22 protein-coding genes are annotated in these 24,611 nt (G+C 68.3%); 3 read left to right on the top strand and 19 right to left on the bottom strand.

What is annotated here, in order from left to right; all coding sequences use genetic code 11:
* The first annotated feature begins 50 nt into the window (after window positions 1-50).
* Window positions 51-497, top strand: coding sequence for a DUF4870 domain-containing protein (locus ACKTTN_RS10065; RefSeq protein ID WP_407909707.1), 447 nt, complete (start codon window positions 51-53; stop codon window positions 495-497).
* 90 nt (window positions 498-587) lie between these two features.
* On the opposite strand, the gene ACKTTN_RS10060 is transcribed toward ACKTTN_RS10065, so the two are convergent.
* The 6 genes from ACKTTN_RS10060 to ACKTTN_RS10035 form a co-directional block, all read right to left on the bottom strand.
* The gene (locus ACKTTN_RS10060) at window positions 588-1,460 is read right to left on the bottom strand and encodes a polyprenyl synthetase family protein (RefSeq protein ID WP_407909706.1); all 873 of its coding nucleotides are present in this window, start codon (window positions 1,458-1,460) and stop codon (window positions 588-590) included.
* On the bottom strand, window positions 1,453-1,725 hold the full coding sequence (locus tag ACKTTN_RS10055) for an exodeoxyribonuclease VII small subunit (protein ID WP_407910063.1): 273 nt from the start codon (window positions 1,723-1,725) through the stop codon (window positions 1,453-1,455). The genes ACKTTN_RS10060 and ACKTTN_RS10055 overlap by 8 nt, the downstream gene beginning before the upstream one ends.
* A gap of 81 nt (window positions 1,726-1,806) precedes the next feature.
* Window positions 1,807-3,105, bottom strand: a complete 1,299-nt coding sequence (tilS, locus tag ACKTTN_RS10050; RefSeq protein ID WP_407909705.1) for a tRNA lysidine(34) synthetase TilS — start codon at window positions 3,103-3,105, stop codon at window positions 1,807-1,809.
* 43 nt (window positions 3,106-3,148) lie between these two features.
* A complete protein-coding gene (locus ACKTTN_RS10045) occupies window positions 3,149-4,108 on the bottom strand; it encodes an acetyl-CoA carboxylase carboxyltransferase subunit alpha (protein ID WP_407909704.1) in 960 nt (319 codons plus the stop codon).
* An 84-nt stretch (window positions 4,109-4,192) separates the two neighbouring features.
* Window positions 4,193-7,711 (bottom strand): DNA polymerase III subunit alpha, encoded by a 3,519-nt coding sequence (dnaE, locus tag ACKTTN_RS10040; RefSeq protein ID WP_407909703.1) that lies wholly within the window; start codon window positions 7,709-7,711, stop codon window positions 4,193-4,195.
* Window positions 7,712-7,820: 109 nt separating this feature from the next.
* Window positions 7,821-8,048: a hypothetical protein gene (locus ACKTTN_RS10035; protein WP_407909702.1), complete on the bottom strand. Its 228-nt coding sequence runs from the start codon at window positions 8,046-8,048 to the stop codon at window positions 7,821-7,823.
* A gap of 135 nt (window positions 8,049-8,183) precedes the next feature.
* Here ACKTTN_RS10035 and ACKTTN_RS10030 point away from each other — a divergent pair, with 135 nt between their 5' ends.
* Window positions 8,184-10,331, top strand: a complete 2,148-nt coding sequence (locus ACKTTN_RS10030; RefSeq protein WP_407909701.1) for a tetratricopeptide repeat protein — start codon at window positions 8,184-8,186, stop codon at window positions 10,329-10,331.
* Between the two features lie 41 nt (window positions 10,332-10,372).
* Complete coding sequence (locus tag ACKTTN_RS10025) at window positions 10,373-10,600, top strand: hypothetical protein (protein WP_407909700.1); 228 nt, start codon at window positions 10,373-10,375, stop codon at window positions 10,598-10,600.
* A 483-nt stretch (window positions 10,601-11,083) separates the two neighbouring features.
* Here ACKTTN_RS10025 and ACKTTN_RS10020 read toward each other — a convergent pair whose 3' ends face one another.
* The 13 genes from ACKTTN_RS10020 to pyrH form a co-directional block, all read right to left on the bottom strand.
* A complete protein-coding gene (locus ACKTTN_RS10020; RefSeq protein WP_407909699.1) occupies window positions 11,084-11,737 on the bottom strand; it encodes a ribonuclease HII in 654 nt (217 codons plus the stop codon).
* Window positions 11,730-12,911 carry a lipid-A-disaccharide synthase gene (lpxB, locus tag ACKTTN_RS10015; protein ID WP_407909698.1) on the bottom strand — a complete coding sequence of 394 codons (1,182 nt, stop codon included), beginning with the start codon at window positions 12,909-12,911 and terminating at the stop codon, window positions 11,730-11,732. The genes ACKTTN_RS10020 and lpxB overlap by 8 nt, the downstream gene beginning before the upstream one ends.
* A gap of 54 nt (window positions 12,912-12,965) precedes the next feature.
* A complete protein-coding gene (lpxA, locus tag ACKTTN_RS10010; RefSeq protein WP_407909697.1) occupies window positions 12,966-13,748 on the bottom strand; it encodes an acyl-ACP--UDP-N-acetylglucosamine O-acyltransferase in 783 nt (260 codons plus the stop codon).
* A gap of 2 nt (window positions 13,749-13,750) precedes the next feature.
* Window positions 13,751-14,218 (bottom strand): 3-hydroxyacyl-ACP dehydratase FabZ, encoded by a 468-nt coding sequence (gene fabZ / locus ACKTTN_RS10005; protein WP_407909696.1) that lies wholly within the window; start codon window positions 14,216-14,218, stop codon window positions 13,751-13,753.
* 67 nt (window positions 14,219-14,285) lie between these two features.
* Window positions 14,286-15,308, bottom strand: coding sequence for a UDP-3-O-(3-hydroxymyristoyl)glucosamine N-acyltransferase (gene lpxD / locus ACKTTN_RS10000; RefSeq protein ID WP_407909695.1), 1,023 nt, complete (start codon window positions 15,306-15,308; stop codon window positions 14,286-14,288).
* Window positions 15,309-15,315: 7 nt separating this feature from the next.
* Entirely contained in the window at window positions 15,316-17,769 is a 2,454-nt protein-coding gene (gene bamA, locus ACKTTN_RS09995; protein ID WP_407909694.1) for an outer membrane protein assembly factor BamA, read from the bottom strand.
* Between the two features lie 80 nt (window positions 17,770-17,849).
* On the bottom strand, window positions 17,850-19,214 hold the full coding sequence (rseP, locus tag ACKTTN_RS09990; RefSeq protein WP_407909693.1) for an RIP metalloprotease RseP: 1,365 nt from the start codon (window positions 19,212-19,214) through the stop codon (window positions 17,850-17,852).
* 124 nt (window positions 19,215-19,338) lie between these two features.
* Window positions 19,339-20,523 carry a 1-deoxy-D-xylulose-5-phosphate reductoisomerase gene (locus ACKTTN_RS09985; protein WP_407909692.1) on the bottom strand — a complete coding sequence of 395 codons (1,185 nt, stop codon included), beginning with the start codon at window positions 20,521-20,523 and terminating at the stop codon, window positions 19,339-19,341.
* Window positions 20,523-21,359 (bottom strand): phosphatidate cytidylyltransferase, encoded by an 837-nt coding sequence (locus ACKTTN_RS09980; protein WP_407909691.1) that lies wholly within the window; start codon window positions 21,357-21,359, stop codon window positions 20,523-20,525. Before ACKTTN_RS09980 ends, ACKTTN_RS09985 begins: the two co-directional genes overlap by 1 nt.
* Window positions 21,356-22,117, bottom strand: coding sequence for a polyprenyl diphosphate synthase (gene uppS / locus ACKTTN_RS09975; RefSeq protein ID WP_407909690.1), 762 nt, complete (start codon window positions 22,115-22,117; stop codon window positions 21,356-21,358). Before uppS ends, ACKTTN_RS09980 begins: the two co-directional genes overlap by 4 nt.
* A 58-nt stretch (window positions 22,118-22,175) precedes the next feature.
* The gene (gene frr, locus ACKTTN_RS09970) at window positions 22,176-22,733 is read right to left on the bottom strand and encodes a ribosome recycling factor (RefSeq protein ID WP_407909689.1); all 558 of its coding nucleotides are present in this window, start codon (window positions 22,731-22,733) and stop codon (window positions 22,176-22,178) included.
* A 70-nt stretch (window positions 22,734-22,803) separates the two neighbouring features.
* Window positions 22,804-23,733 carry a cation diffusion facilitator family transporter gene (locus ACKTTN_RS09965; RefSeq protein WP_407909688.1) on the bottom strand — a complete coding sequence of 310 codons (930 nt, stop codon included), beginning with the start codon at window positions 23,731-23,733 and terminating at the stop codon, window positions 22,804-22,806.
* A 2-nt stretch (window positions 23,734-23,735) separates the two neighbouring features.
* Entirely contained in the window at window positions 23,736-24,455 is a 720-nt protein-coding gene (pyrH, locus tag ACKTTN_RS09960; protein WP_407909687.1) for a UMP kinase, read from the bottom strand.
* Window positions 24,456-24,611 lie beyond the last annotated feature (156 nt).

The raw sequence follows: 24,611 nt of genomic DNA, 5'->3' as shown, positions 1-24,611 counted from the left end.
GGGGTTGAAAGTCGGCGTCAACACGACCTTCACATTGCAGGAGCGGCACGATGAGCGATATCGACCAGATCCCCGGCGACGACGGCCCGACGCCGACGCCGCCTCCGTACTCCCAGCCCGCGCCGCCTCCGCCGCACGCGTCGTCCAGCATCGGTGCCGACGTGGCAGAAGAACGCAACTGGGCCATGCTCGGCCATCTGTCGTCGTTGGCCGGCCTGATCATCCCGTTCGGCAACGTGCTCGGCCCGCTCGTGGTCTGGCAGATCAAGAAGGACACCATGCCGTTCGCCGCCGAGCAGGCGAAGGAAGCGGTGAACTTCAACATCACCGCGGCACTCGCGGCGATCGTTGCGTCCATCTGCATGGTGGTGCTGATCGGCTTCCTGCTGTTGCCGATCGTGGTGATCGCATGGCTGGTGCTGACGGTGATGGCAGGCGTCGCGGCGAGCCGTGGTGAGAACTACCGTTACCCGTTCACGCTGCGCCTGATCAACTGATCGGCATTGCGATGATGCGAAAACGCCGGCTTCGTGCCGGCGTTTTTGTTTGCGAGTTGCGTGGTGTCGCCGACACGGCAAACGCGCGGGTCAGTGCGCGCGATCGACCGCGAGTCGCGCGAGGGCCTGCAGCGGAGCCGCGTCGCTGCCGAACGTCGCCAGCGATGCCGCCATCACGTCGGTGAGGTGCGCGAGCCGCGCACGCGAGGCATCCAGGCCCAGCAACGCGGGGAACGTCGCCTTGTCCTGTGCCAGATCCTTGCCCGCGGTCTTGCCGAGCTGCGCGGTGTCGGCTTCGACGTCGAGGATGTCGTCGCGCACCTGGAATGCGAGGCCGAGTGCGTCGGCGAAGGCGTCGAGGCGCGAGCGGGCATCCGCATCGGCGTGGCCGCAGATCGCACCCATGCGCACCGCCGCGCGGATCAGCGCGCCGGTCTTCATCGCATGCAGGCGTTCGAGCAGGGCGACGTCGACATCCGCGCTGCGACCGGTGGCGTCGAGATCCAGCGCCTGGCCGCCACACATGCCGGCCGCGCCGGACGCGCGCGCGAGTTCGCGCACGAGGTCGATCGCGACATCGGCCGGCGCGCGCGCGAGGACGTCGAACGCGAGCGACTGCAGGGCGTCGCCCGCAAGTACCGCGGTCGCCTCGTCGAAGGCGACATGCACCGTCGGCTGGCCGCGGCGCAACGCGTCGTCGTCCATCGATGGCAGGTCGTCGTGCACCAGCGAATACGCGTGGATGAGTTCGACGGCGACCGCGGGCGCTAGCAGCGCGCCCTCGTCAGTGTCGAACACGGCGCCGGTGGCGAGCACAAGCAGCGGGCGTATGCGCTTGCCGCCGAGCAGCACCGCGTGGCGCATCGCGGCGAGCAGCCCCGGCGGGGCGTCGGGCAGGTCGAGCGCCTGTTCCAGCGCGGCGTCGATGCGGCCGCGCCAAGCCTCCAGGCGGGCGTCAGGCATCGGGCGTGGACGCGTCCGGATAGGGTTGCGCGGTCGACGGATCCTGCGGGTCGGTCAGCAGGCGCACGCGCATTTCGGCCTGTTCCAGCGCCGTCTGGCAGCGCCGGTACAGGCCGACGCCCTCCTCATAGGCCGCCAGCGATTCGTCGAGCGACAGGTCGCCCTGTTCCATGCGTTCGACCAAGTGCTCGAGCGAGTCGAGCGAGCGCTCGAAATCGGCGACGGGGGAGGGCTGGGGCTGCTCGATGGCTTCTTTGCGCGGCATGGTCGAAGTGTGGCGGCGGGCGCGGTGCAGGGTCAATGCGACGGAAGTCTTGCCGAGTCGACGTGGCGCGTGGGTGACGTGTCAGATCGGTGGCGTCCAGACGATGCGGGCACCGTGCGGTTCGAGGATCCGGGCAAGGCGATCGCCGATCACACGGTCGCCGGCCGCCAGCACCTCGTCGTCAGCGAACACCAGCGGCAGATGCTCGCGCACCCACGGCGGAATGCCCGCCGCGACCAGGACGTCCTTGAGTTCATGGCGATGCGGACGGCCGGGCAGGCGGATACGCTCGCCGCCCTGGCGTGCACGAACGCGCGTTCCGGGCGGGAGCGGGACCGGACGTTCGATCGCGAGTTGGCCGCCGTCGGGAAGCTCGACTGGCGTGCGACCGTCCCACGCCATGTCGAACTCGACATCGAGCGGCGCGATGTTCCGCGAGGCATGCAGACGATCGCGCCATGCGCGCACGGTCGCGCCGTGCCAGTCGAAGCGCGCCTGTGCATCGGCGGGCGCCTCGAGCAGTTCGCCGACGATGCGCTCGACGCCGTTCGCCGGAAGCGGAGGGAGATCGCGCGATGCGATCCAGCGTCGCAACACGCGTGCGCGACGCGGCGAATCGAGCGCGATCAATGCGTTGCGGGAGAGATCGTTGTCGCCATCGATCCTGCAACGCGCGAGCGTCGCAACGTCCTCATCCGCCAGAAGATCGCCGGTCTCCGCCGCGAGCCGTGCTGCCGTGGCGAATGCCTCGTCGACGCGCGGCCAGCGTTCGCGCAGCAGTGGAATCACCCGCAGGCGCAGGAAATTGCGGTCGAAGCGGTCGTCGTCGTTGCTGGGATCATCGACCCAGTCGAGGCCGTGTGCGGTCGCGTACGCACGCAGCGATTCACGGGGAAGCGCAAGTAGCGGGCGCCAGAGATGGCCGCGGCCGAACGCGCGCCATGGGCGCATCGCGGCGAGGCCATCGGGCGCGGACGCGCGCAATGCGCGGAGCAGGAATGTCTCGGCCTGGTCGTCGCGGTGATGCGCGAACGCGACCACGTCGTCCGATGTGATGTCGGCCTGCAGGGCGGCATGGCGCGCGTTCCGCGCCGCGGCCTCGGGGCCGTTGCCGACATTGCGAACATCGACCCGCACTGTCCGCAGCGGCACGCCCAGCGCGCGACAGAGCGACTCGCAGTGCGCGCTCCATGCGCCGGCATCGTCGTGCAGCCCATGGTTGACGTGCACTGCGCGCAGGCCATGCGCGCGCAGGGCGGGCGTGGTGGCCAGGGCGTGCAACAACACGCTGGAATCGAGCCCTCCACTGAGCGCGACGACGAGCCGCGCCTGCGGATGTGACCGTAGCGGCGTGTCGTCGATGTCGAGCACGGCAGTCATGACCCGATGCTACGGCAGCGACGCCACAGCTCCGCGCTGCGGATTACGCCGCTTCGTACGCGCCGTAGCCGCGCAGGCGCTGGTAGCGGCGCTCGAGAAGGGCTTCGGCGGGCAGGCCCGAGAGCGCGTCGAGTTCGTTGATCAGCACGTTCTTCAGGCGCGTGCCCATCTGCCTCGGGTTGCGATGCGCGCCGCCCGTGGGTTCGCGGATCACCTTGTCGACGAGGCCCAGCGAATGCAGGCGTCGCGCGGTCAGGCCGAGCTGCTCGGCGGCGTCCTTGGCCTTGTCGGCCGACTTCCAGAGGATCGACGCGCAGCCTTCGGGCGAGATCACCGAGTAGGTGCTGTATTCGAGCATCAGCGTGCGGTCGCCGACGCCGATGGCAAGTGCGCCGCCGGAGCCGCCTTCGCCGATCACGGTGCAGACGATCGGGATCTTCAGCTCCGCCATTTCCATCAGGTTGCGGGCGATGGCTTCGGACTGGCCGCGTTCTTCCGCGCCCACGCCCGGGTACGCGCCCGGCGTGTCGATGAAGGTGAGAAGCGGCAGGCCGAAGCGCTCGGCCATCTTCATCAGGCGCAGCGCCTTGCGATAACCCTCCGGGCGCGGCATGCCGAAGTTGCGGCGCACCTTGCTCTTGGTGTCGCGGCCCTTCTGGTGGCCGATGATCATCACGCTGCGACCGTCGATGCGGCCCAGGCCGCCGACGATGGCGGCGTCATCGGAATACGCGCGGTCGCCGTGCAGCTCTTCAAACTCATCGCACATAGCTTCGATGTAGTCGAGCGTGTAAGGGCGCTGCGGATGGCGGGCGAGCTGCGACACCTGCCACGGCGAGAGGTCGCGGAAAATCTGGGCGGTGCGCTTGCGCGCCTTGTCCTGCAGGGCCCGAATCTCCGGGCCGGCGTCCATCGAGTTGCCGTCGCTCGCCTGGCGCAGTTCGGCGATCTTCGCTTCAAGATCGGCGATGGGCTGCTCGAAATCGAGGTAGTTCGGGTTCATGCGGGACCGGCAGGATGAAAGGCGGGCAGTTTAGCCCGGGGCGGCCGAATCCCGCCCGTCGGCGGCGTATGGTCCGGGCCGCCGTCAGTGTGCCCAGGGCTTGGACAGCGCCGCCTTCACGGTCAGGACGCCCGGCGTGGCGCGCAGCGCTTCGACCAGCTCGGCGCTGACGCGTACGCCCTTGGCGCCGTCGAAGTCGACCATGCCGTGCGTGCCGTCGATCAGCAGGTGCATGCGCAGCGGCGTCGGGCCCGGGCGATGCGCCGCCAATACCGCCTCGACGCGCGCGAGCGTGCCGGGCTGGCGCAGGTCGACGCGCACCGACAGGCGTTGCGCGTGGCGGCTGCACAGCTGCGAGAACTCCCAGCAGCGCTGCGCCTTGAGCGCGAAGCCGCCGGAAAACGCGTCTTCGCGCAGGCCGCCCTGCACGATGAGCAACTTGTCGCGGCCGATCAGCGACGCGTGGTCGGCGTAGGTCTCGGCGAAGAAGGCGCATTCGAGCCGACCACGGCCGTCCTCGATCTGCACGAACACCTGCGAGTCGCCCTTCTTGCGGAAGCCGACGACGAGGCCGGCAACCGTCGTCTCCATCTCGGGACGCCAGCCACCGCGACCGCTATCCGGACGCCCGGCCCAGATGCGTTCGAGGTCGCCCAGGTCGAAGCCGATCAGCGCGTGCACGTCCTCGCGATGCGGATCGAAGGGATGGCCGCTGAGGTAGTGGCCGAGCGTTTCGCGTTCGTGCTCGAGCAGCTTGGCGATCGGCCACTCGTCCGCTTCGGGCAGGTCGATGTGCAGCGCCGGCGCGGCGGTATCGAAGCCGCCGAACAGCGAGACCTGGCCCGCCGCGGTTTCCTTCGCGAGCTGGTCGGTGGCGCGCAGCACTTCGGGGATCTGCAGGAACAGGCTTGCGCGGTTCTTGCCGATCGCGTCGAGCGCACCGGCCTGCGCCATCGCTTCCAGCGCGCGGCGGTTGAGCTTGCCGTCGTCCGCACGCTGGCAGAGATCGAGCAGATCCTTGAATTGCCCGGCGCGCCGCGCTTCCACGATCGCCTCGCAGACGCCGCGCCCGACGCCTTTCACCGCGCCGAGCCCGTAACGCACGGTGTCGGGCGTTCGCGCTTCGAACATGTACGCCGATTCGTTGACATCGGGCGGCAGCACGGTAACGCCGATCGCACGCGTTTCGTCGAGGAAGCCGGTGACCTTGTCGGTGTTGTCCATGTCCGACGACAGCACGGCGGCCATGAACTCCGCCGGGTAGTGCGCCTTCAACCACGCCGTCTGGTACGAGACCAGCGCGTACGCCGCCGCGTGCGACTTGTTGAAGCCGTAGCCGGCGAATTTTTCGAGCAGGTCGAAGATCGGACCGGACACGCGCGGTTCGATGCCGTGGTGCTCCTTCGCACCGGCTTCGAACTTGACGCGCTCCTTGGCCATCTCCTCGGGCTTCTTCTTGCCCATCGCGCGACGCAGAAGATCCGCACCGCCCAGCGAATAGCCGCCCAGGATCTGCGCGGTCTGCATGACCTGCTCCTGGTAGACCACGACGCCGTACGTGGGCGCGAGTACCGGCTCCAGCAGCGCGTGCGGGAACACGACTTCCTGCCGGCCGTGCTTTCGCTCGATGAAGTCCGGGATCAGGTCCATCGGGCCCGGGCGGTACAGCGACACGAGCGCGATCAGGTCGTCGAAGCGGTCGGGCTGCGCGCGCTTGAGCAGCTCGCGCATGCCGCGTGATTCGAACTGGAACACGGCAACCGTGTCGCCGCGCGCGAACACCTCGTACGCCTTCGCGTCGTCGAGCGGCAGCGTGGTGATGTCGAGTGCTTCGACGCCTTCCTTCGCGCGCCGCACGTTGATCGCCTTCACCGCCCAGTCGATGATCGTGAGGGTGCGCAGGCCGAGGAAATCGAACTTGACGAGGCCGACGGCCTCGACGTCGTCCTTGTCGAACTGCGTGACCGGATTGCGACCGCGACCGCCTTCGTCGTGTTCGGCAAACAGCGGGCAGAAGTCCGACAGCGGCGACGGCGCGATCACCACGCCGCCCGCGTGCTTGCCGGCGTTGCGCGTGAGGTCCTCGAGCGACAGCGCGAGGTCCATCAGGTCGCGCACGTCGTCCTCGGCGCGATAACGCGTGATCAGCTCCTGCGACGCGAGGTCCGGGTCCTTCTTCGACGCATCGGACCGGCCGAGCGCGTCCTCCAGCCCGATGCCGAGCGTGTTGGGAATGAGCTTGGCGATGCCGTCGACCATGCCGTACGGATGGCCGAGCACGCGGCCGCAGTCGCGCACCGCCGCCTTCGCGGCCATCGTGCCGTAGGTGATGATCTGGCTGACGCGATCGCGACCGTACTTGCGCGCGACGTAGTCAATGACTTCGTCGCGACGATCCATACAGAAGTCGATGTCGAAGTCGGGCATCGACACGCGTTCGGGGTTGAGGAACCGCTCGAACAGCAGGTCGTAGGGCAGGGGATCGAGATCGGTGATGCCGAGCGCCCACGCCACCAGCGAGCCCGCACCCGAACCGCGACCCGGACCGACCGGAATGCCCTGCTGCTTACCCCAGTTGATGAAGTCCGCGACGATGAGGAAGTAACCCGGGAACCCCATCTTGATGATGACGTCGAGCTCGGTTTCCAGGCGCGACGTGTAGTCCTCGAGCGTGCGACCGTCGGACGGCGGCACCTTATCCAGGCGCTTCGCCAACCCTTCGCGCGCGCTGTTGCGCAGCCACGATTCGATGGTGTGGTCGCTCGGCACCGGGAACGCGGGCAGCGCGTACTCGCCGAGCTTCATCTCGACGTTGCAGCGCAACGCCAGCGAATACGCATTGTCGATCGCGTCCGGCACGTCGGCGAAGACGTCCTCCATCTCCTCGCTGGAACGCAGGAACTGCTGCGGGCTGTACTCGCGCGGACGCTTGGGATCGTCCAGCACGCGGCCGGTCGCGATGCAGACGCGTGCCTCGTGCGCTTCGTAGCCGGCTTCGTCGACGAAGCGCACGTCGTTGGTGCCGACCACCGGAATGTCGCGCAGCGACGACGCATGCAGCGCGAACGAGTTGAACGGCTCCTCGCCCTTGCGGCCGGTGCGCGTGAGTTCGAGATGCAGGCGCTCGCCGAGCACATCCTTCCAGTCGACCAGCCACGCTTCCGCGAGGTCGTGTCGACCGCCGGCTGCGAGTTGTGCGGCGAGGCTGTCGCGGCCGGCCAGCGCGAACAGGCCGCCGTTGTCGTCGCGCAGCCATTCGGGGCGCATCGCCACGCCGTCGTTGCGATGGCCTTCCATCCACATGCGGGTGAGCAGGCGCGACAGCGTGAGGTAGCCGGAACGGTCGCGGCAGAGCAGCGTCATCCGCGTCGGTGCTTCGTTGCCGTCCGCCAGGGCGACGTCCGCGCCGAGGATGGGCTTGATGCCCGCCGCTTCCGCCGCCTTGTAGAACTTCACGGCGGCGAAGACGTTGTTGATGTCCGTCAGCGCGACGGCCGGCTGCTGCAATGCCACGCACCGCTTGATCAACTCGCCGATACGGATCGTCGAGTCGGCGAGCGAGTACTCGGAGTGCAGGTGCAGGTGGACGAAGCGGGACGTCATGCAGTCGGGCGTGCCGGTCGCGGCAACCGGCGGCCTTGCAGACTAGCAGGCGCGCCGGTGGCGACACAGGCTTGACACGGCATCCGGCGCCAGCGGCGGCCGGCGGCGTTCAGCAGACATGGAACAGGTCGGCCGACGTCTCCGTGTAGCGCGATTCGCGGACGCGGCGGCACTGGGCCTCGAACGCCTCGGCTTCGGGATCCGGCGACTGCGGCAGCGGTTCGCGACGGGCGTTTTCCAGCGCTTCGGCGTAGCGGGCGCGGCGTTCGGCGGTGGCGGCGTCGTCGATCTGCGGCGAAACGTGGAAGGCGTGGACGAGGGTGGACAGGACGTTCATGGTGGTTCTCCGTGGTCTGCACCTGACGAGCGGTGCGCATGCAGAGTCCCCGTCCGCGCCTGCTGAGTCATGATGGGGAGATGAGGTTTGTCCGATGCCTCGCGCAGGTTGCGAGGTTTTCAGGAGTAACCGCCGATGACGGCCGATGGCGTTCCCCCCAGCGCCGCCGTGGTCGCGAGTCGCTATCGCTTCGACGACGTCGTGGTGGACCTGGGCGCGCGCACCCTGGTGCGTGCGGGCGAGCTGCGGACGCTGGAACCGAAAGCGTTCGCGGTGCTGGCGCTGCTGCTGGAGCGCGCCGGCGAGCTCGTCCCGCGTGACGACCTGCTCGATGCGGTCTGGGGGCATCGCCACGTCACGCCGGGCGTGCTCACCCGGGTGATCGCCCAGCTACGCCATGCGCTCGACGACGACGCGCAGCATCCGCGCTATATCCAGACGCGGCATGCGCTGGGCTACAGCTTCATCGGCGAGCTGCTGGACGAGCGCATGGCGGCTGCGGACACCGAGGCCGAGCCCGCCGCCGAACGGGCGCCGCTTGCGGCACGCGGCGCGGACACCGCCTTGCCGCTGACGGCCGACGCATCGGCCGGCCCTGTCGAGCAGCGCGAGATGCGAGGCGCCGTCGCCCCGTCGCGCCGGCGTGCAGCCGCGATCGCGTTCGCCTGCCTAGCGCTACTGGCGCTCGTCGCCGCGATCGCCTGGTGGCGGCGCCCGCCTGCGCCGCTCCACGCGAGCGCGCCGTCGGTCGCCGTTCGCGCATTCACCACCACCACGGCCGACCCCGCCGATCGCTACTTCGCCGAAGGCCTCGCCGTCGAGATGCACAACGCGCTCGCTGGCGTGCACGGGCTGCAGGTCGCGGCGTGGGCGCCCGACGCCGCGATCGACCCGCTCGCGCTCGGCCGGCGCCTCGGCGTCGCGAGCGTGCTCGACGGGCGCGTGCAGCGCATCGGCAACCGCGTTCGCGTCGATGCGCGGCTACTCGACGTTCCCTCCGGCGGCCTGCTGTGGAGCCGCAGCTACGACCGTCCGCTGCGCGACGTGTTCGAACTGCAGAGCAGCATGGCGTCCGAGGTGGCCGCCGTGCTGGTCGGCGCGCTGCCGGATGCGGGTGAAGGCCTGCGACGGCGTCTGGCACCCACGCGCGACGTCGCCGCCTTCGACGCGTACCTGCACGGCCTGTACGAACTGTTCGCCACCCGTGGCGACCGGCCGCAGGCGATCGGCTATTTCCGCAAGGCGCTGGTCCGCGACCCCGGCTTCGCGCGCGCACAGGCCGCGATCTGCCGCACGGAAGCGTGGCGCTTCGAAAGCCAGCGCAATCCGAAGGCGTTCGATTCCGCGCGGCTTGCGTGCCGCACGGCGGAAAACATGGATCCCGGCATCGGCGAGGTGCAGCTCGCGTTCGGCGACCTCTACCGCGTCAACGGCAGCCTCGAGAAGGCGGGCGAGTACTACCGCCACGTCGTGGACTATCCCGGGCAACGCGCGGACGCTCTGGTCGGGCTCGCCAAGGTCGATGTCGCGCGCGATCGCATCGACGACGCGCTCGCCCATTTCCGCGAGGCGCTGCGCGCAAGTCCGTCCGACGCGCACATCTACGCGGAACTCGGCTACCAGCAATACGTCGCCGGACGCACCGAGGACGCGGTCGCCTCGCTCGAACAGGCCACGCGCCTCGCGCCTGAAGACGGCGATTTCTGGGGCCTGCAAGGCGCGCTGCTGCTCTCCGTCGGACGCACCGACGCTGCGGAAAAGGCGCTGGAACGCGCCGTGGCGCTCGACCCGGACGACCGCGCACTCGCCAACCTCGGCACCATCAAATACGAACGCGGCGACTACGCGGCCGCGGCTGTGTTGTATCGCCGTGCGATTGCGCTGAGTCCCGACACCTACATCAACTACGGCAACCTTGGCGATGCGCTGCTCGCCGATGCACGCACGGCCGGCCAGGCGCCGGCGGCATTCCGGCAGGCCGCCGATCTTGCGCAGCATTTCATCGACTTCAACGGCGGCGATGCGATGACGCTCGCCGCGCTCGGCTGGTACCGCGCGAACATCGGCGAACGCGAACGCGCGCTGGCGCTCGCGCGGCAGGCCGAAAGCAAGGGCGAACAGGCGGCCGACGTCGCGTTCTACAACGCGGAGACGTTGTTGCAACTCGGCGATGTCGACGGCGCGCGCCAGCGAATCGAGATGGCGCGGCACGCGGGCATTGCCGAGAAGCGCCTCGCCACGAATCCGTTATTCACGCGCGCCGGCGTCGTCGCCACGCGCTGACGATTTCGCCCGTCCGGGCATCCCGCGGAGTTGCCATGACCATGTCGTCGTCCACCCTCGATGCACCCGCCGAAACCGGCACCGACGAACAACGTATCGACCTCGTGCTGCGCGATGGCCGGCATCTGGTCGTGCTGTGCCGCATCCACTACGGCGCGAACGTGCCGGTGGTGGGCCCACCGAAACCGCCGAAAGGCCCGACGCTCCAGTTTCCGGTGGACGACGCCGCAGCGGTCACCATTGAAACCGCGATCAGCGCGCCGAGCTGACGCCAGGCACGGGGGTTCGACACGCGGTTCGGCAACGCGCGACGCGTGCTATCGGCGAGCGGGATCGGCGCGTCCTGCCGATATCCGCCGCCACGCGTTCGATCGCTGCGGCGCGCGTGCACGACGTCGCGCCGGCTCTCAAGCGCACTCGTCCTTAATGCGTTGTTTGCACGCGCGACGCCGACACGGCGCGATGATGCGTGGCCCACAAACGGGCGGATCCGGAGGTGCGCCATGACGTCACCGTCGTTCACGTTCAGAACCGACAAGACCGCATCGTTCGAACCACGCGATGCCCGACTCCCGCCCACGGACCAGCGCGCCAGCCGACGCGATGCGACCTCGTCCATCGAGAACACGCCTGTCGTCGGACCGCCCAAACCTGCGAACGCGCTGGCAGACGAACCACCAACCGACGCGTAGTGGCGTGGGCGCCAAGCTGAAGCGACGCGCGCCGTCGTAGCAGGCGCGCGCGTCAATGCGTCACAGCAGCGCCAGCTCGCGTTCGCCATCGTCGGTCGTCACGCTCGAACGCACGGGCGCGAACGACCTGCGGTGCTCCGGGCACGGCCCATGCGCCGCCAGCGCGGCGAGATGCTGTGGCGTGGAATAACCCTTGTGCTGGTCGAATCCGTACTGCGGATATTTCGCGTGCATCTCGACCATCAACGCGTCGCGATGCGTCTTCGCCAGGATCGACGCGGCCATGATCGAACGGCAGCGGGCATCGCCGCCGACCCACGCCTCACCCGCGCACGGCAGGCCTTTCGGCACGACGTTGCCGTCGATGCGTGCGATGTCCGCGGCGTGGCGCACGGCCTCGACGCACTCGCGCATGCCCAGCATCGTCGCGTGGAAGATGTTGATGCGATCGATCGTGCCGACATCGATCACGGCGACATGCCAGGCGACCGCGCGCTCGCGGATGCGCACGGCGAGCACCTCGCGACGCCCGGCATCGAGCTGTTTGGAATCGTTGAGCCCGTTGATCGGCGTGCGGCCGGGAATGAACACCACGGCCGCCACGACCACCGGGCCTGCGAGCGGGCCTCGACCGGCCTCGTCCACGCCCGCAATGCGCTGCGCACCGCGTTCGACGGCGATGTCGAGTTCCGATTGAAGCGGCGCGTCAGCCATGTGGCGAGGATACGACGTCGACGACGGCGTCCGCCGCGCGCGCGGAGGCGTCGCGTCGCAGTTCGTCGTGCAGGTTCGTGAACCGCGGCACGAGCTCAGTCACCGCCTCGGGGCTGCGGAACCAGCGCAGCACGGCGGCTGCCAACTTCTCCGGTGTGCAGTCATGCTGCATCAGTTCGGGCACCACGTCCGCGCCGGCGAGGATGTTCGGCAGCGCGTAGCGGCTCACCTTGAGCATGCCGAGGCCTTTCACGATCCGGTACGTCGTCGCCGCGACCTTGTACGCCACCACCATCGGCCGCTTCGCCAGCATCGCCTCGAGCGTGGCCGTGCCCGATGCCAGCAGCACCACGTCGCTCGCGATCATCAGCACGCGCGCGTTGCCATCGATGATCGATAGCGCATCGCCGAGACGTTCGCGCGCTGGCGACCGCGCGAGCACGCGCTCGAATGTCGCGCGTGCCCGGGAGTCGGCCATGGGCGCCACCACGCGAAGGCCGGGCAGGGCATCGCGCACGCGCGCCGCGGCGTCGAGGAAATCCGCGCCGAGACGTTCGATTTCACCGGTGCGGGACCCGGGTAACAGCGCAAGCACCGGCGCATCCGATGCAAGATCCAGCGCCGCGCGCGCCGCCGCGCGATCGGGCTGCAACGGCATCTCGTCCGCGAGCGGATGGCCGACGAAGCGCGCGTCGACGCCATGCTTCGCGTAGATCGCGGGTTCCATGGGGAACAGGCAAAGCACGCGGTCGGCCGAACGCCCGATCTTCGCCGCGCGTCCTTCGCGCCACGCCCATACGGACGGGCTGACATAGTGCACGGTGGTCACGCCGCGTTGCTTCAACCAGCGTTCGACGCCGAGATTGAAGTCCGGCGCATCGATGCCGATGAAGACGTCCGGCTTCCACGCCAGCACGCGATCGCGCAATGCGCGCCGCAGCTTGAGAAGTCGCGGCAGGTGGCGCAGCACTTCGGCAAGCCCCATGACCGCGAGTTCGCCCGCGTCATGCCACGCGTCGAAACCCGCCTCGTGCATGCGATCGCCGCCGATCCCGGCGAATTCGGCATCCGGCCAGCGCGCGCGCAGGGCGTCGATCAGGCCCGCACCCAGCAGATCGCCGGAGGCTTCACCGGCGACGATCGCGATGCGGTGCGGGCGATTGGGCGTCGACATGGGCTCAAACGGGTGGGCGCGCGAGAACGCGTCGCGGAGGTCGGGATCGCGCGATCAGCGCAGCAGTGGACGATCGCCGGTGTTGACGAAGTCGAGCAGCAGGCGCACGTCCTCGCTGTCGCCGGCAAGTTCGGTGAGCTTGGCGCGCGCGTCGTCGAGCGATCCGCCGGCGACGTACAGCGCGCGATATGCGCGCTTGATCGCGGAGATGCGCGATGCGTCGAAACCGCGGCGCTTGAGGCCTTCCGCATTGATGCCGCGCGGGCGGCCGTAGTCTTCCTGCGCGACCATCACGAAGGGCGGCACGTCCCCGTTGACGAAGGCGCCCATGCCGACGAACGCGTGCGCGCCGATCCGGCAGAACTGGTGGATGCCCGCGAAGCCACTGAGGATCACATGGTCGCCGACGGTGACGTGGCCTGCGAGGGTCGCGTTGTTCGAGAAGATGCAGTGGTCGCCGACGTCGCAGTCGTGCGCGACGTGCACGTAGGCAAGCAGCCAGTTGTCGTTGCCGATGCGCGTGACGCCGCCGCCATTGCCCGTACCGCGATTGAGCGTGACGAATTCGCGGAACGTGTTGTTGTCGCCGATAACGAGCTCGACGTGCTCGCCCGCGAATTTCTTGTCCTGCGGCTCGCCGCCGACCGCGCAGTGGCCGATGAAACGATTATTGCGGCCGATGCGCGTCGGGCCCATCACGCTGCAGTGCGGGCCGAACTCCGTGCCGTCGCCCACCTCGACGCCGTCGCCGATGTAGCAGAACGGGCCGACGACCACGTTTTCCCCGAGCCGCGCACCGGCTTCGACCACCGCGCTCGGATGGACGCGCGCCGCCATGCTCAGCCCTGCGCCTCGGCGCAGAGGATGTCGGCAACGGCGACCTCTTCGCCGTCGACGCGCGCGATGGCGGAGTACATCGCCATGTTGCGGATGACGCGCTTGAGTTCGACGTCGAGCTCGAGGCGATCGCCGGGCACGACCATCTTCATGAACTTCGCGTTGTCGACCTTGACCAGGTAGAACAGCTTGTCGCCGTGCTTTTCGTTGCCTTCGGCCTTGGCCGTGAGCGTCGTCAGCAGGCCGCCAGCCTGCGCCAGCGCCTCGATGATCAGCACGCCCGGCATCACCGGGTTGCCCGGAAAGTGGCCGGTGAAGCACGGCTCGTTCACCGTGATGTTCTTGTACGCCAGGATGCGCTTGCGGGGCTCGAACTCGACGACGCGATCCACCAGCAGGAACGGATAGCGATGCGGCAGGAGCGATTCGATGCCGCGGACGTCGACGGGGAGCTGCACGGTCTGGTTCATTCGGGGTCCTGCAAAGCGGCCGGGCTGGCCGTTGCCGAAGCCGCCCATGATACGGCGACGCGCCCAATCAGTCCCGGCGGCTGCGGAACAGGCGGTCGAGCTGTCGGAAGCGGGCAGCGTTGCGCCGCCACGTGCGGTTGTCCATCAGCGGCGTGCCGGACGAGTACTCGCCGGGCTCGCGCAGCGAATGGGTGACCAGGCTCATCGCCGTGACGACGACCTTGTCGCAGATCTCGATGTGGCCGACGATCCCGGCGCCGCCGCCGATCAGGCAGTAGCGGCCGATGCGCGTGCTGCCGGCGACTGCAACGCAACCTGCCATCGCGGTGTGCGCGCCGATCCGCACGTTGTGGCCGATCTGGATCTGGTTGTCGAGGCGGACGTCGTCCTCGAGCACCGTATCGTCGATCGCGCCACGGTCGATGGTGGTGTTGGCGCCGACCTCGCAGTCATCGCCGATCACGACGCCGCCCAACTGCGGCACCTTGAGCCACGCGCCCGCATCCATCGCGATACCGAAGCCGTCCGCGCCGATCACTGCGCCCGGGTGGATGAGCACGCGCGCGCCGAGACGAACGCGGGTCACCAGCGTGACCCGGGCGACGAGCCGCGAACCGTCGCCGACGACGCAGTCGTCGCCGACCACGCAGCCCGCGCCGATGGTCGCCCCCGCGCCGATCGCGCAGCGCGCGCCGATGCTGACGTGAGGACCGATGCTGGCTGATGGCTCGACAGTCGCAGTCGGATCGACCACGGCGCTGGCGTGGACGCCCGCCGGTGCAGACGGGACGACCTCGAACAACGTCGCGACGCGCGCGTAGGCGGCGTAGGGGTCGCGCGCGACGAGGGCGGTTCCCGGCGCGGCATCGGCGTCAGTCGCGGACAGCACGACGACGCCCGCTCGCGTGGTGGCGAGCGCGGGTCGGTACTTCGAGTTCGACAGGAACGTCAGGCGATCGGGCGTGGCGTCGGCGATCGTGGCGACGCCGCGAACAAGCGTCGCGGCGTCGCCATGCAACTCGAGCCCGAACCGCTCCGCGAGCTCGCCGGCGGTGTAGTGCGGACGAGCTGCTTCGTTGCCCGGGCTCATGCGCGGATCAGAACACGCCGCCGAAGGTGAACTGCAGGTGCTCGATCTCGTCGTTGTCCTTCTTGCGGAAGGGAATCGCGTAACTGATCGAGATCGGACCCATCGGCGAGCGCCACAGCAGCGAGATACCGCCCGAGGCGCGCAGCTCGCCGGCGTCGAAGTCGCCGCGGCTGGCGAACACGTTACCGACGTCGACGAACGCCGAAACACGTGCCGCCGAGCTGCTGATCAGCGTCGGGAAGAACATTTCCAGCGAGCCGACCGTCTTCACCGCGCCGCCGATCGGCTGCAGGATGTTCGAGTTGGTCGCCTTGGCGCGTGGGCCGAGCGTGTTGTCCGAGAAGCCGCGGACCGAGCGCACGCCGCCGGCGTAGAAGTTCTCGAAGAACGGAAGGCCGGTCGCCGTGATCGTCTTGACGTAGTCGGGCGACGTCGTAAGGCACGGCTCGGTCGGCGTTGCGCCTGCGGTATCCGGGAAACCGTCACCGTTGGTGTCGATCGGATTGTTGAAGCAGACGTTGCGCGTGAAGTCCTGGCCGTAGCTGTCGCCGTAGCCGAGTTCAGCGCGCGTGTTGAGCACGAAGTGTCGCGAGAGGTGCCAGAACTTCGAGATGTCGTAGTTGAGCTTGTAGTACTCGACGGTCGAACCCGGCAGGGCGATCTCGGCGCTGAAGCGCTGCATCATGCCGGTGTTCGGCGTCAGGAAATTGTCGAGCGTGTTGCGCGACCAGCCGATCTGCCCGCGCAACGTGTGGAACGTGCGGTTGCCGACGGCATCGATGTAGTCGACCAGCGGTTCCGGCGCGCTGCCGGGGCTCGCGAAGACTTCATTGGAATCGACGCCGAACAGTGCGGTGATCGTGTCGGTTTCCGAGATCGGAATGCCCATGACCGCCTGCGCCGCGCCACTCGTCGACGTGTACTGCGCGGTGTTGAAGTTCGAGTTGTCGAACTCGCGCCACCACAGGTTGTAGCCCAGCGAAACGCCACTGTCGGTGAAGTACGGGTTGACGAACGAGAAGTCGTAACGCTGCAGGTACGAGTTGCGGTTCGCCTGCACCGACACGCGGTTGCCCGTGCCGAGGAAGTTGTTCTGCGACAGCTGGATCTGCGTGGTCAGGCCGCTGAGCTGGGAATAGCCGAGGCCGAACACGAAGCTGCCCGACGTCGTTTCCTTGACCGTGACGACGACGTCCACCTGGTCCGGCGTACCCGGTACCGGCTGGTTGTCGACGTCGACGGTTTCGAAGAAGCCGAGGCCCTGCAGGCGGATTTTCGAGCGGTCGAGCGCAGCCTGCGAGTACCAGCTACCTTCGAACTGGCGCATTTCACGGCGCAAGACCTCGTCGGAGGTGCGCGTGTTGCCCTTGAAGATGATGCGGCGCACGTTGACGCGCGGGCCCGGCACCACCTGCATGTTCAGGCTGACCGTCTTGTTTTCCTTGTCGATGTCCGGAACCGCGTTGACCTGCGCAAACGCATAGCCGACGTTGGCCAGCGTCGCGGTGATCGCATCGGAGGACAGCTCGAGCAGGCGACGCGAGAAGATCTGGCCTTCCTTGACGTAGACGCGGCGTTCGATCTCTTCCTTGGGAAGAACGGTGTCGCCCGTCACCTCGACCTTCGCGACCTTGTACTGCTCACCTTCCGTCAGACCGGCGGTGATGAACATGTCGCGGCGGTTCGGGCTGATCTCGACCTGCGTGCTGTCGACGCTGAAGTCGACGTAGCCGCGGTCGAGGTAGAACGAATTGAGCTTTTCGAGGTCGCCGGAAAGCTTTTCGCGCGAGTACTGGTCGTCGCGCTTGTACCAGCTCTTCCAGTTCGTTTCGCGGGATTCCCACGTGTCGCGCAGGTCTTCCTCGCTGAACTTCTCGTTGCCGACCAGGTTGATGTGGCGGATGCGCGCGGCCGAGCCTTCCTTCACCGCGATGGTGACGTCGACGCGGTTGCGGTCCAGGCGCGACACCGTCGGGTTGATCTCGACGTTGTACTTGCCGCGGTTGTTGTACTGGCGCGTCAGCTCCTGCGTCACGCGATCGAGCGCGAGGCGATCGAACGTGCCGCCTTCGGACAGGCCGATCTCGTTGAGGCCCTTGGTCAGGTCCTCGGTCTTGATGTCCTTGTTGCCGGTCAACGTGAGCTTGTTGATCGACGGACGTTCGGTGACGTCGACGACGAGGATGTCGCCCTGGCGCTCGACGCGCACGTCCTCGAAGAAGCCGGTCTTGTAAAGCGCACGGATCGTGTCCGCGACCTTGGTGCTGTCGACGGTGTCGCCGCGCTCGATCGGCATGTACGTGAACACCGTACCCGCCGAGATGCGCTGCAGGCCATCGACACGGATGTCGCTGACGGTGAAAGGCGCGAAGGATTCGGCCAGGGCGGAGGTCACCGGAACCGCGGCCATCGCGGACGCAAGGGCGAGGGCAAGCAGGCGGCGGGGCAGGGGTCGCGTCATCATCAGTCCGGTTGGATCGAATCCAGGGAAACGCCGCAGGCAATCTTCCGGCGCGGTGGAGAGGTCGGCTGTAGCCGCCGTCAGCGCACCAGGTTGTTCACGATGTCGTTGTAGAACGCCAGGCCCATGAGGCCGACGATGATCGCCAGGCCGACGAATTGCCCGGCCGCCATGGCGCGATCGCTGACCGGGCGGCCTTTGATCAGCTCGATAAGGTAATACAGCAGGTGACCGCCATCCAATATCGGGATGGGGAGCAGGTTCAGAATGGCCAGGCTGAGGGACAGCATGGCCAGCAGCGAGAGGTACCAGGCCGGGCCGTGCGCGGCATAGGCGTTCGCGGCGCGGGCGATGGTGATCGGGCCTGCAACGGTGTTGCGAACGTCGACTCGGCCCGAAAATGCGCGGCCGAGCATGCCCACGAGCTCGTGCGCCTGGTGCGCGGTTTCCGCAATCGCGGCCGGGATCGCGTCGATCGGGCCGTAGCGGAGGACGGCGTCGGGTACCGGATCCGTCGGGGTCGGCGGGGGTATGCCCAGCATCCAGCGCGTGCCGCCTGCATCGGTGCCGCGGACGGGTTTCATCGGAAACGCCAGGCGTTCGCCGTCGCGTTGGACTTCGACCATCGCCGACTCGCCGGTGCGGCCGACCGCATCGACGATGGGCGCCATCTCATCCCAGCTTCGGACGGGGTGCCCGTCGATAGCGGTGATGAGGTCGCCGGTTCGGAGAACGCCCTCCGCGGGAAGTCCTCGTCGTTGCGCGAAGGCGCCTACCTTGGCGGGCACGAGCTGATGCCGCGGTGCGATACCGACCGCCTCGACCGCGCGAAGCTCGTCGATGCTGGCGGGCAGTCCGGATAGGCGCAGGTGACGCGTGGCCTCGGCGCCCTCGGGCGTGCGGACTCGCAGGTCGATGTCGCGACGGTCGAGTGCGGCGGGGATCAGCGCGAGCTCGGCTTCCGACCACGTCGGCGTCGCGCGGTCACCCACGGCGAGCAGCGTGTCGCCCGCGCGCAGGCCGGCGTCGGCGGCGAGGCCCGAGGCGCTTCCGATCGCGGGGACAAAATCGGGGCGGCCGATGACGAACATGCCCCACAGGAACAGCACGCAAAGGACCAGGTTCGCCACCGGGCCGGCGATGACGATCGCCATCCGTTGCAGCACGGGCTTGCGGTTGAAGGCGAGGTGCAGTTCGGACGGCGCGACGTCGCCTTCGCGCTCGTCGAGCATCTTCACGTAGCCGCCCAGCGGGATGGCCGCGATCGCGTACTCCGTGCCATCGCGACCGATGCGCGACCACAGCGCGCGGCCAAAGCCGATCGAGAAGCGCAGCACGCGCACGCCGCAGCGTCGCGCCACCCAGTAGTGCCCGAACTCGTGGAAGGTCACGAGGATGCCGAGGCTGACAGCCAGCCACCAGATGGATCCGAGCAGCTCGTTCAAGGCGTTCTCCCGCGACGACCGGCCGCGGCTGCGGAAGCAGACCGCAGGACCGGGCGATGGTTCAGTCCACGCGCGATGGTCGCCGAGCGTGGGGCGGGTTCGATGAACGGCAGTCGTCGTGCGCTCATCGGGCGTCTCCGAGGCGCGCGGCGACGTGCGCGCGGGCGCGGCGGTCGACATCGCGCAGGGCGTCGAGATCGTCCGCGGCGGCGGTTGCGATCTCGTCCAGCGCCGACGCAACCAGGGCTGCGATGTCGAGGAAACCAATGCGGCCTGCGAGGAAAGCCTCGACGGCTGTCTCGTTCGCGGCGTTCAACACACCGGGTGCAGCGCCGCCAGCTCGGAGGGCGCGATAAGCCAGCGCAAGGCACGGGAACGCGTCGAAATCGGGTGCTTCGAAGTCGAGGCGGCCGCCCTGTGCGAGCAGGTCGAGGCCGCCGACGCCGGATTCGAGCCGATCGGGCCAGCCGAGACCGACTGCGAGCGCCGTTCGCATGTCGGGCAGGCCGAGCTGCGCGAGCGTCGAGCCGTCGACGAACTCGACAAGCGAATGCACGAGGCTCTGCGGATGCACGAGCACGTCGATCGCGTCGGGCGCCACGCCGAACAGGTGATGCGCCTCGATCACCTCGAGGCCCTTGTTCATCAGCGTGGCCGAGTCGACCGAAATCTTCGGGCCCATCGACCAGCGCGGATGCGCGACAGCCTGCTCGGGCGTGACGTGCTTCAACGACTCGCGCGAACGTCCGCGGAACGGGCCGCCGGACGCGGTGAGCACGAGTCGACGCAGGCTGCGCGTGTCGCGCATCGCCTTGCCGTCGCGCGAAGGCAGGCACTGGAAGATCGCATTGTGTTCGCTGTCGATGGGCACGATCGCCGCGCCCGATTCGTGCGCGGTGCGCATGACGAGCGCGCCCGCAAGCACCAGCGATTCCTTGTTGGCGAGCGCGATGCGCTTGCCCGCGCGCGCCGCCGCAAGCGTGGAATCCAGGCCCGCGGCGCCGACGATGGCGGCGACCACGGTGTCGCAGGCATCGCCCGCGGCGAGTTCGTCGATCGCCTGCATGCCGGCGTGCGCTTGCGTCGGTACGCCGGCATCGAGCAGCTTGGCGCGCAGTTCGCCGAACAGGTCCGGTTCCGCGATGACCGCGTGGTCCGGACGATGGCGATGGCACAAGGCAACGAGCGCATCGACGTTGCGTCCCGCGGCGAGCACGTTCGCGGCAAGCCGATCGGGATGTCGCGCGATGACGTCGAGGGCGGATGCGCCGATCGAGCCCGTCGCGCCGAGGACGGCGATGCGGTGCATCAGAGGCCCAACAGCGCCTTGCCGAGCGCGAAGACGGGAAGCGCGGCGAGTACTGCGTCGATGCGATCAAGCACGCCGCCGTGGCCGGGAATCAGCGTGCCCGAATCCTTCTTGCCCGCGTGGCGCTTGAGCAGGCTTTCGAACAGGTCGCCGATCACCGACACGAGCACCGACGCCGCGGCCACGATCGCGACCTTCCACAGGTCCTTCGTCGCGGCGCCCGCCATGAGCGAGAACAGAATCGCGACGATCGTGCCGACGACAACGCCGCCACCGAGGCCTTCGATCGTCTTGTTCGGGCTGATGCGCGGCGCGAGCTTGTGCCGGCCCAGATGGCGACCCGCGAAGTACGCGCCGGTGTCCGCCGCCCAGATCGTCGCCAGCGAGGTCAGCAACCATCGATCGCCGTTCGGGCCGTCCGCGTGCAGCCACGTCAGTGCGCACCACGCGGGAACGACCGCGAGCGTGCCTGCGGTCAATTTCAGCGCGCGAGCCCACGACTCGTGGTTGCTGCCGAAGTCGTATCGGCCGAGCCACAGCAGTGCGAACGCCCACCAGACGATGCCGACGATCGTCGCGAGCTGGTACAGCACGAGCGTGCCGCCTTCGCGCGAATGCGATGCCCACACGATCGCCACCATCAGCCCGAGGTTCGCAATCAGCAGTACCCATTTGTGCAGGCTGTCCTCGACTTCGGCGAGATCCAGCCATTCCCACAGGCCCGCAAGGAACACCGCGGCGGCGGCGACCATCATCCAGGGCGTGTCGAGCAGCAGGATCGCCGCGATCGCGACGGGGGTCATCACCAGGGCAGCGGCAACGCGGGTACGGGTCATTCGGACGTCTCGGGATTGCCGCCGACCTGTGCCCCGGTCAGGCCGAATCGGCGTTCACGGCGCGCGTAGTCGTCCAGCGCAACCTGAAGTGTCGCCGCATCGACGTCGGGCCACAACAAATCGGTGAACCACAGTTCGGTGTAGGCCAGCTGCCAGAGCAGGAAATTGCTGATGCGAAGCTCGCCGCCGGTGCGGATGAACAGGTCGGGCGCTGGCAGGTCGGCGAGCACCATGCGCGAGCCCAGCAGCGCTTCGTCGATCTCCGACGGCTGCAGGCGGCCCGCCGCGACGTCCTCGGCCAGCGAGCGCGCCGCATTGGCGATGTCCCAGCGGCCGCCGTAACTCACGGCGATCACGAGATCGAGCGTGCGATTGCCGGCCGTACGCGATTCCGCCTGCGCCATGCGCGACCGGATCGAATCGGTGAATCGCGAGCGATCGCCGATGAAGCGGACACGCACGCCGCGTCGATCCAGCTCGTCCACCTCGCGTTCGAGCGCGCCGGTGAACAACTTCATCAGGCCGCCGACTTCGTCCTGCGGGCGGTCCCAGTTCTCGCTCGAGAACGCGAACAGCGTCAGCACTTCGATGCCGCGTTCGAGGCAGAAGTCGATGCAGAGATTCACCGCGCGGGCGCCGGCGCGATGACCGATCAGGCGCGGACGCCGGCGCTTCTGCGCCCAGCGGCCGTTGCCGTCCATGATGATCGCGAGGTGGCGCGGGACGCGGTTCGCGCCAGCAGTTGCGGAAGAAGTCACGTGGTGTCGTCGGTAGAAGGCGCGGGCGGCGGAACGCCCGCAGCAGATGCCGTGGCGGTCAGACCGCCATCAGTTCCTGTTCCTTCGCCTTCACGACGTCGTCGACGTTCTTGATCGCCTCGTCGGTGAGCTTCTGGATGTCGGCTTCGCCGCGCGTCGCCTCGTCCTCGGTGATCTTCTTGTCCTTCAGGAGTTCCTTCACCTGATGGTTCGCGTCGCGACGGATGTTGCGGATCGCGACCTTCGCGTCTTCGCCACCGGAGTGCACGACCTTCGCGAGGTCGCGACGGCGCTCTTCGGTGAGCGGCGGCAGGTTGAGGCGGATCGCCATGCCGGCGGTGTTCGGCGTCAGGCCGAGGTCGGAGGCGAGGATCGCCTTCTCCACCGCGCTCACCATCGGCTTTTCCCACGGCGTGATCGTCAGCGAGCGCGCATCGCTCACGGCGACACTGGCGACCTGCGAAAGCGGCACGTCCGAGCCGTAGTAGTTGACCTTGATGTGGTCGACCAGCGAGGTCGTCGCGCGGCCCGTGCGCACCTTGACGAGGTCGTGCCGGAACGCTTCGACGCTCTTGGCCATGCGCGCCTTGGTGTCGTTCTTGATCTCGTTGAGCATCGCGGGCTCCGTGTCGGTTCGGCGGTCGGCCGCGGATTATAGGGCAGGGCGCGTTGACGGCCGCTGCGGCTCAGTGGTGCGGCGCACGATCGTGCAGGTCGTGCTCGCAGCCGGGTCCGTGCTCGACCTGCAGCGTCGGATGGTTGATGCCGAAGCGATGGTCGAGCGCGTGGGTGACATGATCGAGGAAGGCGTCGTGATCGTCCGGCTGCGGACGGACGAGATGCGCGGTCATCGCGATCTCGCCGGCGCCGATCGGCCAGATATGCACGTGATGTACGGCCACCACGCCTTCCAACCCGGCGAGGAAGGCTTCGACCTCCGCGTGGTCGATGCTGCGCGGCACGGCGTCCATCGCCGCGTTGAAGCTTTCGCGCAGCAGCCCGAACGCGCTGATGCCGACCACGACGCTCACCAGCACGGCAGTGGCGGGATCCAGCCATTCCCAGCCCAGCGTGGCCATGCCGACGCCGGCCAGCACGGCGGCGAGCGAAACCCCGGCGTCGGCCATCAGGTGAAGGAACGCCGCGCGGCGATTGAGATCGTGCTCCTGGCCGCGATGCATCAATCCGGCCGCCAACAGGTTCACGGCGATGCCGATCGCCGCGACGACGATCACCGGCAGGCCCTGGATCTGAGGCGGCGCGCTGAAGCGCTGGACCGATTCGCCGATCAGCGCGCCAGCGAACGCGACGAGGAGAAGCGCGTTCGCGAGCGGTGACAGCAGCGTCGCACGGCGCCAGCCGTAGGTATGGCGCGTCGTCGGCGCGCGACGCGCGAGCGCGGCGGCGCCCCACGCGAGTGCAAGTCCCGCGACGTCACCGAGGTTGTGGAGCGCATCCGACAGCAGCGCGAGCGAGTTGGTCGAAAAGCCGTACCAGGCCTCGACCGCGGTGTACGCGAGGTTGAGCAGCGTCGCGATCGCGAATGCCCGCGTCGCGTGGACAGGCGCGTGGTCGTGCGAATGGCCGTGCCCGTGATGGGCGTGGGAACCGCCCACCGTCAGGCCGCGCGGACGAGCGTGCCGATCTGCTCGCCGCGCAGGATACGCAGCAACTGGCCCGGCTGTTCCATGTCGAACACGCGAATCGGGAGGCGGGCGTCGCGGCAGAGCGCGAAGGCGGCGGTGTCCATGACCTGGATATCGCGGGCGAGCACGTCGTCGTAGGTCAGCGTGTCGAAGCGCGTCGCATCGGGGAATTTCTTCGGGTCGCGGTCGTAGATGCCGTCGACCTTGGTCGCCTTGAGCAGCACATCCGCGCCGATTTCAATCGCGCGCAGCGCGGCACCGGAATCGGTCGTAAAGAAGGGGTTGCCGGTGCCGGCGGCGCAGATGACCAGCCGGCCCTTTTCAAGGTGGCGGACGGCGCGGCGACGGATATAGTCCTCGCAGACCTGGTTGATCTTCAGCGCGCTCATCACCCGGCAGCGCGCGCCGAGTTTCTCCAGGGCGTCCTGCATGGCCAGCGCGTTGATGATCGTAGCCAGCATGCCCATGTGGTCGCCGGTGACCCGGTCCATGCCGGACGCCGCCAGTCCCGCGCCGCGGAAGATATTGCCGCCGCCGATTACCAGCGCGACCTCCGCGCCCGCCTGCTGCGCCTCGATCACCTCCTGCGCCAGCCGCGAACTGACCTTGGGATCGATGCCGTAGTCCTCGCTGCCCATCAGCGCCTCGCCGGAAAGTTTCAGGAGGACGCGGCGGTAGGCGAGGGTGGTCATCGGCGGCCGTTCGGTTGGGAGGCGCGCAATTCTAATCGGTCTGCCGGCGCCACCGAACGCGCGTCGTAATTCGTTGCGCAGCGCAGCATACCGGCGCCGCCAGCTACCCTCTAAACGCATTTAGTCGGTGATACCGGTCACACAATCGAAGCTGAT

Origin of the sequence: Lysobacter claricitrinus (assembly GCF_045866565.1) — a bacterium.
Classification (GTDB): Bacteria; Pseudomonadota; Gammaproteobacteria; order Xanthomonadales; family Xanthomonadaceae; genus Cognatilysobacter; species Cognatilysobacter claricitrinus.
This window is presented reverse-complemented; position numbering and strand designations above follow the sequence as displayed.

Coding starts and splice junctions, on each gene's coding strand:
- ACKTTN_RS10060 (WP_407909706.1), bottom strand. CDS start 1,460: ATGCCTGACGCCCGCCTGGAGGCTTGGCGCGGCCGCATCGACGCCGCG.
- ACKTTN_RS10030 (WP_407909701.1), top strand. CDS start 8,184: ATGACGGCCGATGGCGTTCCCCCCAGCGCCGCCGTGGTCGCGAGTCGC.
- ACKTTN_RS09980 (WP_407909691.1), bottom strand. CDS start 21,359: ATGACCCGTACCCGCGTTGCCGCTGCCCTGGTGATGACCCCCGTCGCG.
- fabZ (WP_407909696.1), bottom strand. CDS start 14,218: ATGAACCAGACCGTGCAGCTCCCCGTCGACGTCCGCGGCATCGAATCG.
- ACKTTN_RS09985 (WP_407909692.1), bottom strand. CDS start 20,523: ATGCACCGCATCGCCGTCCTCGGCGCGACGGGCTCGATCGGCGCATCC.
- tilS (WP_407909705.1), bottom strand. CDS start 3,105: ATGACTGCCGTGCTCGACATCGACGACACGCCGCTACGGTCACATCCG.
- lpxA (WP_407909697.1), bottom strand. CDS start 13,748: ATGGCGGCGCGCGTCCATCCGAGCGCGGTGGTCGAAGCCGGTGCGCGG.
- dnaE (WP_407909703.1), bottom strand. CDS start 7,711: ATGACGTCCCGCTTCGTCCACCTGCACCTGCACTCCGAGTACTCGCTC.
- bamA (WP_407909694.1), bottom strand. CDS start 17,769: ATGACGCGACCCCTGCCCCGCCGCCTGCTTGCCCTCGCCCTTGCGTCC.
- pyrH (WP_407909687.1), bottom strand. CDS start 24,455: ATGACCACCCTCGCCTACCGCCGCGTCCTCCTGAAACTTTCCGGCGAG.
- lpxB (WP_407909698.1), bottom strand. CDS start 12,911: ATGTCGACGCCCAATCGCCCGCACCGCATCGCGATCGTCGCCGGTGAA.
- frr (WP_407909689.1), bottom strand. CDS start 22,733: ATGCTCAACGAGATCAAGAACGACACCAAGGCGCGCATGGCCAAGAGC.
- ACKTTN_RS10035 (WP_407909702.1), bottom strand. CDS start 8,048: ATGAACGTCCTGTCCACCCTCGTCCACGCCTTCCACGTTTCGCCGCAG.
- ACKTTN_RS10065 (WP_407909707.1), top strand. CDS start 51: ATGAGCGATATCGACCAGATCCCCGGCGACGACGGCCCGACGCCGACG.
- ACKTTN_RS10020 (WP_407909699.1), bottom strand. CDS start 11,737: ATGGCTGACGCGCCGCTTCAATCGGAACTCGACATCGCCGTCGAACGC.
- ACKTTN_RS10045 (WP_407909704.1), bottom strand. CDS start 4,108: ATGAACCCGAACTACCTCGATTTCGAGCAGCCCATCGCCGATCTTGAA.
- lpxD (WP_407909695.1), bottom strand. CDS start 15,308: ATGAGCCCGGGCAACGAAGCAGCTCGTCCGCACTACACCGCCGGCGAG.
- ACKTTN_RS10055 (WP_407910063.1), bottom strand. CDS start 1,725: ATGCCGCGCAAAGAAGCCATCGAGCAGCCCCAGCCCTCCCCCGTCGCC.
- ACKTTN_RS10025 (WP_407909700.1), top strand. CDS start 10,373: ATGTCGTCGTCCACCCTCGATGCACCCGCCGAAACCGGCACCGACGAA.